Genomic DNA, 14,204 nt, shown 5'->3' with positions numbered 1-14,204 from the left:
CTCCTATAAATCAATAGCGTATTTTTATTAGTGCTTTACCTGTAGCACTTTGAATCTCAATAGTTGAATGACCACTACTACTTTTTAAACGAGAAATCACTTTTGAACCATCAGGTAGTAAGCTAATTTTGATATCTGGAGTATCTTTAATTACTTTTCCTCCTGCTGATAACCACGCAAAATCTCCACCTCTGTTACGATTACCAACCCTTTCAAGATTAACAACGCTGTTACCTACAGTAATATCATTATAGCCTTTAGCAAGCTGTTGAATTCTATCATTTGTAGTATTACTTAAATTACCGAATCTCTTTACACAAGCATTATGCACCCAAACGCCAAACTTACCGATATGATAAGTATGGAATTCATCTACCTCAAAGTTATATACTGTATCGGTTTTATCCAGCTTGGTTTGGCTTACGACTTTGAGTGTTTGCTCATTATCACGGTTAACAAGCGTCATTCCTGCCTGTAACATCTTAGCAGGCAGCCATCCTGCACTCACTACCCAAAATGGATGCTCTTCTGTGGTTTGGTAGGTTTCGGTATTGTCGTTGCTGTCTTGAACCACAACTTCATAAATTTCTTTATCGTCAAAACTGGCTATACCAGTGACTGGTCTATAGCCATATTCTAAAGTTTCTTCATGACGTGACCAAACCAAATCGCCCTGTTGAATGGTTTCGATCGGTTTTAGACCGTCTATTGTTTCAATAAGCGTACCCGCCACGAAGCAGCTTCTTTCCAGTACATTAACCTTTGCAGCAAGTTTAGTAGCCTTAGCTGCTGGAAGCCCTAATGAAACTAAAATTTGAATTCGTTCTCTATCTGTTTTAGCATTATTGTATTCGTGATACGTTTGTGCCAGTCCTAAAGGAGTAATTACAATTCCTGCTGCTACGGCATAAGCTTGCAGCATACCTTCACTGAGTTCTACCTCTTCAGCAGACTTATAAGAGCCATTATTCTCAATAGCCATTATTGCACTATGTACAGCTACATCTACATCAGTACCAGCTAATACAGAAACAACTCCAGTAGCTAAACTGACTTTTTTAGTCAAATTATCAAGGTAGTTTTGCGGCATAAGATCAGCATTAATTAGATCCTGCATATTATTATCTATATAATAATCTACAATACTTTCACCAATAGCTGCACCTAGTGCACCTGCATCACAGTCTTGTTTCTTGGCACTTGCTGCAATACAGCCCACACCAGCCGCCGCAAGCTTATGGGCTAGATGCGGGCAAAGTCATCAGTATCAACATCAATACCTTTTAGCTCTTTTACTAAATGCTTCTCCTGCAAAGACATCCACTAAAAGGGTATGTAAGCTGTTGGTAAATGTGTCTTATTAGCGTACCGTAAATGTAGTAGAATTCAGCGCACTGCTTGCTTGAACTATGAGCAAGGCCAATATTCCTGTTCATCACGTTATTATTTCTCTACCACATTGGATGTTATAACCACTTTATGATTAATAACCTTGACACAACAACAGATTCTCAACGAACCCAGTACTTTCGTGTCACTTTAATGGGAATCAGTGCGTTTGTGATTAATACCACAGAGTTTGTGCCTGTTGCGCTTCTCTCTGATATTGCCAATGACTTTTCTATTACCACGGCTGAAACGGGATGGATGATTACGCTTTATGCTTGGATAGTTGCTGCGATGTCGTTACCCTTGATGCTACTAACCAGTAAGATTGAGCGCAGACGTTTACTGTTAGCTCTGTTTGCAGTTTTTGTCGTTAGTCATATCTTATCGGTTTATGCCTGGAGCTTTCAGGTTTTATTGATTAGCCGAGTTGGCGTTGCTCTAGCGCATGCTATCTTTTGGTCAATTACCGCCTCGATAGCCATTCGTGTGGCGCCAGAAGGCAAAAAAGCATTGGCACTTAGTGTGATTGCTACAGGCACGTCTTTGGCGATGGTGTTAGGTGTGCCCATAGGGCGCTTAGTTGGTCAATGGTTTGGATGGCGTACTACCTTCGCAGGCATTGGGTTTATTGGTCTTATCGTATTTTTGCTACAAGCGAAACTACTGCCTAAGTTGCCTAGCATGTTTGAGGGTTCGCTAAAAAAAGTACCTGAATTACTCAAAAACCCATTATTGGTCAGCCTGTATTTGCTCATCTTCATTATCTTTACGGCGCATTACACCGCTTACTCTTATATTGAGCCTTTTATGCGTCAGGTCGGCTCTATCAGTGATAACACGGCTACTTTTGTGCTTTTATTATTTGGGGGTGCAGGAGTTATTGGCAGTATCATATTTAGTCGTTGGGGAGACAGGCATAACACGGCCTTAATGATGTCATCTACTGTAATCATGCTACTGTCTATGGTTACGCTTTTGTTGGCTGTTTTTTCGATATGGGCGCTTAGCGTCAGTGCGTTGGTTTGGGGCACAGCGTTGATGCTACTTATCATATCCATTCAGGCCAAAATCCTCATGATCGATGAGCAAGCTCAAGATATGATTATGTCTATGTTTTCAGGCATCATTAACTTAGGCATCGGCGCTGGTGCTTTGCTAGGGGGTTATGTAGTAACAAACATCTCCTTATCGAGTGTAGGTTACATTGGCGCCTGCGTCTGTTTTATGGCCTTGTGGCTGACGGTTTTTATGATTCAACGCTTTCGACTACGCTGATGAAACTACACCGTTTATTAAGATCTATTAAGGAGTGTTAGGACATTCAATTGAGTTAATTATGGTTAAATGAGGCTGTAATTTAGTATTTTTGCTTGAGTTTTTATGTATGTGGGCGTTACCTTGCCGAGATCTTTCCCATAACTTGAACATTCTGATAAATAGCACAAATCTAATTAGAACAATTATTATAAAAGTTATTATATTAGTGTGTTGCAGCAGTCATTGTGCTACTGGTAATCAGCGCTGCTGTTAATTAGTGTTGCTGTTAATTAGTGTTGCTGTTAATCAGTGTTGCTAAGGCAATCAAACCTAAATGCTGTTTTGTTATAACTCAAAAGTCTGCCCTAAGCCTTCTTGTTGAGCTGTTTTAGCGAGCTCAAGGGCAACCGCAGCATCAAAGCTTGCTGCACCAACCGATTTAAACAAGGTAATGCCTTTGTTTAGATTCTTATCAATGACTAAATTATTACTAATCAAGTCTGCCAAATTGCCACTCAACTCCTGCCATGTCCAAGCGCAATTATTAGCCCTGTCTGCTTGTATCAAGTCGCCTGCTTCATGCAATCCACCCTCGGCATCATCAATAACCACATAGGATGCCGCTTCAATCACTGAATCACTAACCTCTTTCATCTCAGGTTGATAAGCGCCTACTGCATTAATGTGCACACCATCTTTCACTTGCGATATTTCAAACAGACCTTTAGTGGCTCGTGTGGCTAAGTTGATGATGTCTGCATCACTAATGGCCTCATCAAGAGCATCACACACTGTAAAGTTAACCTGCCAATGTGGATATTCTTGAATAAATTTATCTTGGAAGTCTTCGGCCGTTTTACGGGTTCTATTCCATAATCTAACCTGTTTGATATCTGGACAGACAGTCAGTACGGCATTAAGTTGCTCATAAGCCATACCACCCGTTCCGACCACTGCTACAACCTCACTGTCTGCTTTTGCCATGTATTTGGTAGCAATGCCAGATAATGCGGCAGTTCTTACTTGGGTCACATATACCCCATCCATGAAGGCAAGCGTTTCTCCTGTGCTATTATTGATGACACTGATTGTTGCCATAGTCGTCGGTTTATTACGCTTTGGATTATCTGGGCATATTGTGACTAGCTTAACGACGGCATATTCATGCTCTCCATCAAAAACGACCGAAGGCATCGATAAATGCGAGCCCGTTGTATTCACATCACTTGCGCTAAAAGTGGGAATAACAATACGTTCAGGGCTTTTTACCCAGTCACTATTTTTTGCTTGAACCCTTAAAAGCGTTTCAATAGCTTCTATTGCCATTGGCATTGTCAGTTGTTGCTTGATGGTGTCAATATCCAATAGTTGCATAGCTATACCTTTTAAAAATCTTTGAAAATAAGGGGTTGATAGGACTTACCTTTCTTAACTTACCTTGTTAAATTGACGCATTAACTCACTGCTTTAACTTACTGTCATTTACCCAAAGAAAGCGGATAAGACATATAGTATGTGCTAATACCTTTAGACGAATAGTCCCATGCTTTAACAAGTTTGCCACTTTCTATCTCAGGCTCAACCAGTCGTAACGGCACAAGGGCAACACCATAACCTAGTAAAGCAGCTGATATACAAGCATAGAATGAATCAAATTTAGGGCCCACAAAGGTACCTTCAACGCTAATGGATTGTTGTTTAAAGTATTCGTACCAAGCGCTAGGTCGTGAACTCAATTGCAGTAAGGTAAATTTATCAATTTCTCTATTATAGGGTGTTTTATTATCCAGATAACTTGGCGCACAAACAGCGACACAATACTCCTCAAACAGCTTTATTGACTCCATACCAGACCACACGCCATCACCGTATAAAAAAGCAATATCAGTGTCATGATCATCTGAAAAAAAAGGTCCAATCTGTTCTGTTAGCGCTAAGTTTATATTGGGATACGCTTCCTGAAATCCTGCTAAAGCGGGTATAAGCCAACGCGCACAAAACGTCGGATGTGAGGTAATTTTTAAAATCTCCACATTGTCACTATGTGGCATTATGGAGGTTGTCGCAGTCTCGATATGCTTTAAAATATCAACAACTTCTAAGTAGTAACGCTTGCCCGAGGGTGTCAATGAGATACTCTGAGAAGTACGATAAAAAAGAGGTATGTTAATCATCTCTTCAAGCTGAGCAACTTGCTTACTCACTGCACTTTGAGTCATATGAAGCTCATGTGCGGCATTGGTAAAGCTTAAATGCCTTGCGGCCGTCTCAAAACATTGCATGGCGGTCGTTGAGGGGTATTTTCTGTAAGTCAAAATGTTTTGTGAGTTAGACATGCTTTCTTTTCTCATCAATTAACTTACTGACTAAGTGTCGATTAGGGTTTGTTGAACATAGTTTTACAACGATTTTATTCTAGTTCCTCAAATGGTAGTCCAACATAGTTTTCTGCGATTGTTGCCCTGCCCGCCTCAGAGCTTATAAAATAATCAAATTCAGCTTGTCGCACTCGAAAGTCGAACTCACTGTCACTCTCAAAGCGGTGCAATAGCGTGGTCATCCACCATGAAAAGCGCACCGCTTTCCATGCCCTTGCCAAGCAAACTTCTTTATAGCGTGGAATTAAATCTGTGCGACCTGCGTCATATATTTTACTAAATAGACGAAAGGCGGTTTCGACATCACTGGCGGCTAGATTTAGACCTTTAGCCCCAGTTGGTGGGACGATGTGCGCGGCATCTCCCAATAAAAACAACTTGCCATATTGCATGGTTTCGCAAACGTAGGAACGAAGTGGTGCAATAGACATCTCTAACGCAGGACCCGTAACCAATCTATCTGCCATTTTTTTAGGAATACGCCGTTTAAGCTCTTTCCAAAACTTTTCCTCATCCCAATCATCAACGGTATCTGTATCAGGGACTTGTATATAGTAGCGACTTCGACTTTCAGAACGCATCGAACACAAGGCAAATCCGCGCTCATGCGCACAGTAGACAAGCTCCTCATTGACAGGTGGCGTGTCGCTCATCAAACCTAGCCAGCCAAACGGATAGACTTTTTCGTACTCTACCAACTGATCTTGTGGAATCGATTGTCGCGATACACCGTGATATCCGTCACAGCCAGCAATATAATCACACTCTAAGCGATGCGTCTCTCCATTATGCAAATAGGTTACATATGGGTTCTCAGAATCGATATCATGTAGTGTGACGTTATCGGCCTCATAAATTGTCGTAGCGCCCGCCTTTTTACGAGCGTTCATTAAATCGCGGGTAACTTCCGTTTGACCATATACAATGACACGTTTTCCACCACTGTATTTTTCTAAATTAAGATGATGGTGTTCTCCTTGAAAGCTAAAGTCTGTACCCGTGTGGACAATACCCTCCTTATGCATACGCTCAGCAACACCCGCCTCACGAAGTAAGTCTGCCGTACCTTGCTCAAGTACACCAGCACGAATTCGACTCAAAACATAGTCGCCAGATCTCCTTTCTAGAATAATGTTATCAATACCCGCATTTGTTAATAATTGGCCCAGTAACAATCCTGATGGGCCTGCACCGATAATCGCTACCTGTGTTTTGTTATTCATGAGTTCCCTCTCACATTTTTAATTTGAAACTTAAATGCATTTAAGCCGACATATAAGGCTTAATAATTAAAACTAAGGCTCAATAATCAAAAAAAACTGTCTCGTTATTACCCTGTAAATAAATATCAAAACGATATCGAGGCTTACCTGTATCTTCTTCTTTTACTGCGATGAGTGTGTTACGTCGCGCCTCCGATGGAATGCGATTTAAAACTGGGCAACTATTATTTGCCGATTGTTCATCCTCAAAGTACGCTCTTGTTTGTAAATGTATATTAATACCGCGTGCAAAAATGGTCAGGTTTATATGAGGTGCCATTAATTTACCGTTAAAATCAACTTGACCTGGTTTAACTGTATTAAAGTGGAAGTTACCGTCTAAATCACACGCACTACGACCAAAGCCATTAAATGGTTTGTTGTTATCAAACTCACTGATATAGTTACCCTTACTATCAGCTTGCCAGATTTCAATCAAAGCGTCTCGAACTACCTCACCATTGCCATCATAGACTGAGCCAACAAACTCAATATGTTGACCTTCCGCCCCTTCTTTAGCTAAATCTCGCCATATTTCATCAGATCGAGGCGCTAAACCAGCAACTTCTAACGCCAATCCAATGTGAACAAATGGACCTGCTGTTTGAGAGGCTGTTTCACGTAATAATCCAGTGTCATCTTGTAATTTATATTGGCTACACATGTTTTACTCCTCAAAATAGGTTTGTAATGCGCCACGCACAACGATATCAAAACGATATGCTAGGTAGTCCATAGGCTTGCTCATCGCCATATCCAGACGTGCAATCATTGTTTCAACCGCATCAGGATCTTTTAAGACTTGTACAATTGGACACAGGGGAATCAATGGATCGCCCTCAAAATACATCTGAGTAATCAATCTTGTAGATATCGAAGGCCCCATAACCGACACATGAATGTGCGCGGGGCGCCATGTATTAATATCATTTGGCCAAGGGTATGGGCCGGGACGCACCGTTCGAAAGATATAACGACCATCGGCATCGGTCAGACAACGCCCCACCCCACCAAAATTAGGATCTAAAGGCGCTAGGTAACCATCCTTTTTATGACGATATTTGCCACCTGCATTGGCTTGCCACATTTCAACCAATGTATTGGGTACTGGCTTGCCAAATTGATCAATCACACGGCCGTGCATGACAATTCTTTCGCCAATTGGCAGCCCTGCTGGCATACCTTTTGTACGATAATTCATTAATAAATCATTGTCATGCGCACCCATCTCCAATCCACTAAACATGGGACCACTGCGTTCAGAGGGGCTAGCTTGTTGGATGCTGACTAATGCTTGTTTGGGCGAACGAGACACCGAGGTTTTATAGCGCGGTGTATATTGTGCGGGTTGCCAAGCCCTATCCCTAGACACAAAATATGGATAAGCGTTACTCATTTTTTACACTCCCTGTAATATTGTCCTGTCATTCTGTTAGATTTAGATTAGAAATTTAAGACAGAGGTTGACCCCATCCATTTTTTTTGGCCAAGCCAAAGGCATGATTTGCCGCAGGCACTCCTGCATAAATAGCCACATGCATAAGGACTTGTCGAAGCTGTGATTCATTTATGCCAAGTCGTTTAGCGGTTCTTAGGTGAAGCTCTAGCTCATCATCACGACCAAGCGATGCTAAGATAGCGGTGGTAATCATACTGCGTTGTTGAAAAGTCAAACTGTTATCACCCCACAGCTCGCCCCAAGCCGTACGTGTAATAAACTTCTGGAAAGGGCTATCTAGTGAGGTCGCATTTTTGGTGGACTTTTCAACATGCGCATCGCCTAATATGCGCTTTCTCTGAGTCAGTCCTTGCTCATAAGTAATGCCGTTTTCCCCTGCCCTCTCACGAGCAGGGTTGTGATGTATATGCTCTACTAGAGCTTTGGGATTTTCTACTGACGGAACATGTGCCACCTTTTGCAAAATAATTAAGCGGGCATCAACAAATTCGTCTTTCAGTGTCTCCAGTGAGGAAGGTGGCGTAGATACATCCTCAGACCCTGCCATTAATGATACGCGCTTATCATAGTGTTTTAATTTATTCAAATTATTAACCTCAGATAAGGCCTCACAAAGCTTGGCATAGCTTTCGTCGTCTGTTCTTGCTAATTGCAATTGCCAACCCTTAACCAAATCAGGATACTGTGTCATGAAATCAGGGGCAAACCAGCGTGATATTATCTCTGGCGCAATCTCGTCAAGACCTAACCGGCGCACCTTATCCGCGCGCGCGCTCCAACCTGCTTTAGTACCGATAATAGGGCCTGTATTGGTGAGCCAAACGTCCTCTAGACGTTGAGGTGCAATTTGACACAATGTTTGGCCTATTGCACCGCCGATTGAAGTACCGATAAAACTGAAGCATTCAATCTCTAACGCATCAGCCAGCGTTAGCACGTCTTCAGCCATCACTTCTATTGAAATGCCTTCAGCCGCTTTATCGCTATAACCGTGGCCGGGTAAGTCCCAACGGATACAGCGATAATGACCATGTAACTGGTCACAGACAACGTCCCAAACATTGCAGCTCATGCCTAATGGATGTGCCATAAATAAGGCAGGCAAATAACGCTCGCCACTATCTTGATACGCAACTAGATGCTGTTTTGTTGCTAAAAAATTCATTGTTCATCTCCCTCTCGTATGACCATCACGCAATACATTGCTCAATCATGGCAAAGGGTGAACTGCCTTGAGAGTTTAAATAATGTAGTTTTATGGATAAAGCTACATTCAAAGATCTATAAAGACATATAAATAAATTTTTGTCTCTATAACGGTATGTATAACCTTATACAATAGACAACCTTATACAATTTCGATTAGTTACCTTATTTTAAAGTAGGTACAGGCTTTAAAATAGGTACAGGTCTAAAATAGATATAAGGCAAGCCATTGTGCGTGCCACTATGCATGCCTTAATATAAATCGTCGGCTACACGATTGATTAATCCAATAAACCTTGCAATTAACTTCTAAAATAGGTAATTGTGGTTAAGACTGACAAGCCACGCTTGCTTGTTTCGCTTTTTGGTAGACGCTTCTCGCATCTAAGCCAAGCGCCTCTACATCACTAAGATACTTCTCTGTACCCGCTTGTAGAGGCATTTTCCATGCTGGGTCATTTAGGGGGTCAGCAATATCAATGATCACATCACCTTTAGCTTTCGCATCCGCCATAAATCTCGCATCTTGACCATCAAAAACTTTACCTGCCATTTCGGCCATTACTTTGCCAGAATTATCATCAATAACTTTCTTTAAATCATCGGGTAACGCCGCATACTTATCTTTATTCATAGTTACCATAATAGCGGAGCTATAAAATGGAATGTTGGTATGCGTATTGGTCAGCTCAATCAGCTTAAATGCGCCCACGGCATCCCACGGTAGGCTCATACCATCGAGCACCCCACGCTGTAGTGAGGTATATATATCTGGAGCAGGTAACCCTACTGGTGTGCCGCCTGCAGACTCAATAATATCGCCAGCAATGGCAGAGGGGCGACGAATCCGTAACCCTTTTAAGTCTTCAGGCTTTGCAATAGGCTTATCAACAGTATGAATACCGCCTGGGCCCGTTCCCATCATAAACAATAAATGCGTATCCTCATATTCACTTGAAATAACCCCATCATCATAAAGCGTCTGAAGCATGCAGTTCATTTGCGTGGCTGAACCAGACAAACCTGGTAGTTCTGCTACTTGAGTAAGAGGAAAGCGACCATTTGTATATCCTTGCAACTGGGAGCCAATATCAACAGTGCCTTTAGCCGTAGCATCATAGGTAGCATCAGGCTTGGCTAAAGTGGCTGAAGGAAAAATCTCAACTTTAATTCTGCCATCAGATTCCGCTTCGACCTTTTTTGCCCAAGGTTCAAAAATGTCTTTGTGGGTTGCTGAGGTGGCAGGCCAGAAGTGAGCGAAACGTAATGTGGTGGTTTCGGCAGAGTCTGTTTTGACTGCAGCCGATTCTGTAGAGGGGGCGCAGCCCGTAACCCCTAAACCAGTGAAGCCTAACATAGACACTAATGTGAAACTGATTACAGAAAGTTTGTTCATCATAAATTCCCTTTAGATGACTTAAATGAAGCGAGTTATAATAATATCCTAATTCGAAACAACTTATGATACCGATAACTGATAGTAACGAATAACCTATTTACTTTAATGTAATTGAGCATAGCCACGCTCATTAAACAAAGTAGCCATTTAGCAAAACAACTGTTAGACAAAACAACTATTAAACAATAGCAGCAATACCATCCTCAAACTCAGCATAGCTATTGTTCGCTAAAAGAACTGTTGTTCGTATAGTGAATTAAACTATACCTTAACCTTTCGTCTGTCAATATTATTTACTTTCAATTGTTTATATATTCACTAGGGCGTGTCCTCATTTTGAAAATGGAGATAAAAATAAGATAAATCGCAGTCAGAAAAGGAGAATAATAGGTAAATATCGAGATATTTCCCCGTTATGTGACGTGGTATGACAAGATTTGGCTATTTTTAGCCCATTTAAATGCAATTGTACGAATTGAGGACACGCCTTAGCCTCTCAATATATTTATGGACTCAACCAATGCTTTACCTATTTTTTCGCATTGCCATTGAGCGGCACCGCAATAAGTAAGGGGAGATAACAGTGTTTTTAAATCCTTCGCGGTTAAATCAATCTTAAGGTTGCGCACGCTGATAAGCTCATTTAACACTCGTACAAATCCAATATGATCTTTATGCGCCTGATCGCTGGCCTGATTAACTGCGAATAGTAGTTGGGGTTTATTTGATAATTGAGGGTCATTTGATAAATACTGGGTTAAGGGGTTAATCAGATAAGCATCACTTGTTAAATCTAAATTTTCTGCCATGCGTTCTGGATAAACTCGCAAGCCCTCGAGTAAAACTTTCATGTAACTAGATGCCCCTGCTACCAAAGCCAAACCTTCAATCAATGGCATCCAAGAGGCATGCCACTCACCTAACCCTCTCTCAAATGGCTGTGCCGTAGTATTACTCATCACACTTAAATGCCCGTGCATTCTTATTGCTGCCGTCTTTATTAAGGCACACAGTACAGGATTACGTTTATGAGGCATTGAAGACGACCCTCCCATACCTTCAATAGGAGGCTCTGCTAACTCGCCTATTTCAGATTGGCACATCAATGATATGTCCTCAACAATGTTTTCGAAGGCACCAGCCAATGCATCTAACGTTGACCCAATACTATGTATAGGCAGTCTGTTCGTGTGCCAAGGCAATAAAGGTTCTGTCAAACCTAAAAGAGCAGCTACCTTTTGTGGTAGCTGATGCTGCTCATTTTCTACATTACTGACGCCTACTGGTCCTCCCCATTGCAAATACAGCCCTGATTTTTGTAACTTTACTAAATGTGGTACTACTGATACTAATGCAGATGACCATTGTGATACTTTCACACCAAAAGTTATGGGAAGAGCTTGTTGCAGAAGTGTCCGACCTGACATGGGCGTTGCACTATGCGTCTTGATCAAACGTCCACACGCTTCGAGAATAGCAATTAGATCTTGATTGATTGTCTCTAATCCAGACTTTATCATCAACATCATCGCACTATCCACGACATCTTGACTGGTCACTGTTTTATGAAAGTAAGGTTTGATTTCGTCAGGAAGTAAGCGCTTTGCTTGAGCGACAAAAGGGATGGCAGGATTGCCACCGAGATAGGTTGCCTGTGCCATATCATCAAGGTCAAAATTGCTTAATAACAATGCTTGCTTAGTTTTTTCTAGAATCCCAAGAGGAATAAGGCTATGATGCTCCTTAATTTCGATGATCGCTAACTCGAAATCTAGCATTGACTGAACAAATTTTTCATCTGAAAATTCGGCGGCAAGATCAGCACTCAAGAAAGGCTGATTGATAAATTTGCTGATTTTCATTTAGTATCCTTATCGTATCTTATGCAAACCTGCGTGTACTCCCTTAACAAAATATACATTAAATTTTATGTTTAAAGAACAAGATAAAAAAATACCCGTAGATAGTCCTGACTTTGTTACCTCATTAGCAGCAGGTCTTAGTGTGCTGCAAACCTTTGATGCACAACATTCAAGCATGACACTAAGCGAAGTGGCGGAACTGGCTCAAATAGACAGAGCCAAGGCTCGACGATACCTGTTAACACTGCATGCTCTTGGCTACATTCATAAAAACAAACGGCAGTTTAGCTTAACACCAAAAACTTTAAGCTTTGGCGCCAGCTACTTGAGCAGCAATCATCATAAAGAGATTGTGCAATACTACCTTGAGAGAGTTACTGAAGAGACTGGCGAATCCTGCTCATTCGGGGTTTTAGACGGTCATGATATCGTGTATATCGCCCGATCTGCAGCAGCGCACAGACTTATGGCAATTACCTTATCTCCTGGCACCAAACTGCCTGCTGCTTATACCTCAATGGGAAGGGCTATCTTGGCCAATCTTCCTGAAAATGAGCGAGATGCCTTCTTAGCAGATATTGAACTAACACCATATACCCCCTACAGTATTACGGATATTGAGATTTTGAAGCAGCAGTTGAATAAAATTAAAGAAGATCAATTCGTCATCTTAAACCAAGAGTTAGACACTGGCCTACTATCATTAGCAGTACCCATTTATAAGAAACATAAAACGCTTATTGGGGCCATTAATATAAGTACAAATGCCATGCGCGTAACACCAAAAGACCTTGAACAAGATTTTTTACCTATATTACGTGACTGCGCCAACAATATTCAAACCTATTATCTGTAGTTGTTCGATACACTGAAAACTCATCTATATCCTTTACCTTATTCAATATCATTCCGGTTGCAAAGCAGATATAATTTGATAGATGTACAGGGTCAAACTTGATGAATTTTTGAGAGACGTTTCCGAGGTCTAGCTACTGCCACTCTTCTTTCATAGGTTATCAGTTTATTATTCTATGTATTTTACAGTTCGTTAATTAGTGCTAAATTATGTCTTTACCTTTTAAAAAAGCTTTAACCATCAATACCACTCTATTTTATTGCTTATTTCTTCTGCTTTTGTCATTGTCAGGGTTATTGACCTCATGCACGCCCAATTCATCTTCTAAAAATAACATTAAACCATCAGCTGCCAATCAGCCCAGCACGTTACACATTGCCGCTGCTGCCAATCTGTCTGCTGTATTACCAAAAATTATTGAATCATACAGGCAAAACGCCAACCTACCCGCCAATTATCCAATTGAGATAACCTACGCATCATCGGGTAAGTTGTACGCTCAAATCAATTCTGGTGCCCCTTACGATTTATTTTTATCTGCCAATCAATCCTACCCCGCTAAGCTCGCTAACTCTGTCTTACTCTCTAATGAATCATTGCCACCGAAGCCATTTACCTATGCCAGAGGTCAATTATCTTTATATAGCCCAGCTCAGCCTTTGGGTTCAGCTAAGCCACTCAATACGAATACATTTAAACAACTTATTAAGGCCAATCCAAATACTAAGATAACCATTGCCAATCCAACTCTGGCACCCTATGGGGCATCGGCAAAAGCTTTTCTTGAAGATAAACACCTCTACAAAAACTTAATAGCGAATAAAAGGCTTGTTCAGACAGAAAATATTGGTCAAGCTTTTCAATATGTTCATGCCGGTAGTGTTGATTATGGCTTGGTAGCTCAATCGCAACTATTGACAGCAGGTGTTGATGAATCTCAATATCGCACGCTTGAGATTAACGATTACCCTGCTATATTACAAGATGGCATTATCTTACAAGATCACGCCACTGCCATTGATTTCGCCAAATTCATTCAATCTGAAGTGGCGCAAAAGCATTTCTTACAAGCAGGGTATTTGCCAATTAGATTGCCTTGAACTATCAACCATTGAATTCGCTTATCTTGAAGTGGC

General features: G+C 41.3%; 12 protein-coding genes. 3 read left to right on the top strand and 9 right to left on the bottom strand.

Annotation, left to right across the window (positions count from 1 at the left end; translation table 11 throughout):
- Positions 1 to 10: 10 nt before the first annotated feature.
- Positions 11 to 1,219 (bottom strand): polymorphic toxin-type HINT domain-containing protein, encoded by a 1,209-nt coding sequence (locus AC2SLL_RS00370; RefSeq protein WP_486529690.1) that lies wholly within the window; start codon positions 1,217 to 1,219, stop codon positions 11 to 13.
- Between the two features lie 260 nt (positions 1,220 to 1,479).
- Between AC2SLL_RS00370 and AC2SLL_RS00365 the strand changes: the two genes are divergently transcribed.
- Complete coding sequence (locus AC2SLL_RS00365; protein ID WP_486529689.1) at positions 1,480 to 2,664, top strand: sugar transporter; 1,185 nt, start codon at positions 1,480 to 1,482, stop codon at positions 2,662 to 2,664.
- Between the two features lie 327 nt (positions 2,665 to 2,991).
- On the opposite strand, the gene AC2SLL_RS00360 is transcribed toward AC2SLL_RS00365, so the two are convergent.
- The 8 genes from AC2SLL_RS00360 to AC2SLL_RS00325 form a co-directional block, all read right to left on the bottom strand.
- The gene (locus tag AC2SLL_RS00360; protein ID WP_486529688.1) at positions 2,992 to 4,020 is read right to left on the bottom strand and encodes an ornithine cyclodeaminase family protein; all 1,029 of its coding nucleotides are present in this window, start codon (positions 4,018 to 4,020) and stop codon (positions 2,992 to 2,994) included.
- Between the two features lie 104 nt (positions 4,021 to 4,124).
- Positions 4,125 to 4,982, bottom strand: coding sequence for a LysR substrate-binding domain-containing protein (locus tag AC2SLL_RS00355; protein WP_486529687.1), 858 nt, complete (start codon positions 4,980 to 4,982; stop codon positions 4,125 to 4,127).
- A 74-nt stretch (positions 4,983 to 5,056) separates the two neighbouring features.
- Positions 5,057 to 6,247: a 4-hydroxybenzoate 3-monooxygenase gene (pobA, locus tag AC2SLL_RS00350; protein ID WP_486529686.1), complete on the bottom strand. Its 1,191-nt coding sequence runs from the start codon at positions 6,245 to 6,247 to the stop codon at positions 5,057 to 5,059.
- A gap of 79 nt (positions 6,248 to 6,326) precedes the next feature.
- A complete protein-coding gene (gene pcaG, locus AC2SLL_RS00345; protein ID WP_486529685.1) occupies positions 6,327 to 6,950 on the bottom strand; it encodes a protocatechuate 3,4-dioxygenase subunit alpha in 624 nt (207 codons plus the stop codon).
- Positions 6,951 to 6,953: 3 nt separating this feature from the next.
- Positions 6,954 to 7,682: a protocatechuate 3,4-dioxygenase subunit beta gene (gene pcaH, locus AC2SLL_RS00340; protein WP_486529684.1), complete on the bottom strand. Its 729-nt coding sequence runs from the start codon at positions 7,680 to 7,682 to the stop codon at positions 6,954 to 6,956.
- Between the two features lie 55 nt (positions 7,683 to 7,737).
- Positions 7,738 to 8,910, bottom strand: a complete 1,173-nt coding sequence (pcaDC, locus tag AC2SLL_RS00335; protein ID WP_486529683.1) for a bifunctional 3-oxoadipate enol-lactonase/4-carboxymuconolactone decarboxylase PcaDC — start codon at positions 8,908 to 8,910, stop codon at positions 7,738 to 7,740.
- Positions 8,911 to 9,279: 369 nt separating this feature from the next.
- Positions 9,280 to 10,347 carry a TRAP transporter substrate-binding protein gene (locus AC2SLL_RS00330; protein ID WP_486529682.1) on the bottom strand — a complete coding sequence of 356 codons (1,068 nt, stop codon included), beginning with the start codon at positions 10,345 to 10,347 and terminating at the stop codon, positions 9,280 to 9,282.
- A 491-nt stretch (positions 10,348 to 10,838) separates the two neighbouring features.
- Positions 10,839 to 12,212, bottom strand: coding sequence for a lyase family protein (locus AC2SLL_RS00325; protein ID WP_486529681.1), 1,374 nt, complete (start codon positions 12,210 to 12,212; stop codon positions 10,839 to 10,841).
- Between the two features lie 67 nt (positions 12,213 to 12,279).
- Here AC2SLL_RS00325 and AC2SLL_RS00320 point away from each other — a divergent pair, with 67 nt between their 5' ends.
- The gene (locus AC2SLL_RS00320) at positions 12,280 to 13,068 is read left to right on the top strand and encodes an IclR family transcriptional regulator domain-containing protein (RefSeq protein WP_486529680.1); all 789 of its coding nucleotides are present in this window, start codon (positions 12,280 to 12,282) and stop codon (positions 13,066 to 13,068) included.
- A 209-nt stretch (positions 13,069 to 13,277) separates the two neighbouring features.
- The gene (gene modA, locus AC2SLL_RS00315; protein ID WP_486529679.1) at positions 13,278 to 14,168 is read left to right on the top strand and encodes a molybdate ABC transporter substrate-binding protein; all 891 of its coding nucleotides are present in this window, start codon (positions 13,278 to 13,280) and stop codon (positions 14,166 to 14,168) included.
- The last annotated feature ends 36 nt before the right edge of the window (positions 14,169 to 14,204 follow it).

The sequence above is a fragment of the Psychrobacter sp. CX97 genome, from assembly GCF_057396285.1.
This window is presented reverse-complemented; position numbering and strand designations above follow the sequence as displayed.

Bases quoted from the DNA above. Each gene is read 5' to 3' on its own strand.
- AC2SLL_RS00365 (WP_486529689.1), top strand. From the start codon at position 1,480: ATGATTAATAACCTTGACACAACAACAGATTCTCAACGAACCCAGTAC.
- AC2SLL_RS00360 (WP_486529688.1), bottom strand. From the start codon at position 4,020: ATGCAACTATTGGATATTGACACCATCAAGCAACAACTGACAATGCCA.
- AC2SLL_RS00355 (WP_486529687.1), bottom strand. From the start codon at position 4,982: ATGTCTAACTCACAAAACATTTTGACTTACAGAAAATACCCCTCAACG.
- pobA (WP_486529686.1), bottom strand. From the start codon at position 6,247: ATGAATAACAAAACACAGGTAGCGATTATCGGTGCAGGCCCATCAGGA.
- pcaG (WP_486529685.1), bottom strand. From the start codon at position 6,950: ATGTGTAGCCAATATAAATTACAAGATGACACTGGATTATTACGTGAA.
- pcaH (WP_486529684.1), bottom strand. From the start codon at position 7,682: ATGAGTAACGCTTATCCATATTTTGTGTCTAGGGATAGGGCTTGGCAA.
- pcaDC (WP_486529683.1), bottom strand. From the start codon at position 8,910: ATGAATTTTTTAGCAACAAAACAGCATCTAGTTGCGTATCAAGATAGT.
- AC2SLL_RS00330 (WP_486529682.1), bottom strand. From the start codon at position 10,347: ATGAACAAACTTTCTGTAATCAGTTTCACATTAGTGTCTATGTTAGGC.
- AC2SLL_RS00325 (WP_486529681.1), bottom strand. From the start codon at position 12,212: ATGAAAATCAGCAAATTTATCAATCAGCCTTTCTTGAGTGCTGATCTT.
- AC2SLL_RS00320 (WP_486529680.1), top strand. From the start codon at position 12,280: ATGTTTAAAGAACAAGATAAAAAAATACCCGTAGATAGTCCTGACTTT.
- modA (WP_486529679.1), top strand. From the start codon at position 13,278: ATGTCTTTACCTTTTAAAAAAGCTTTAACCATCAATACCACTCTATTT.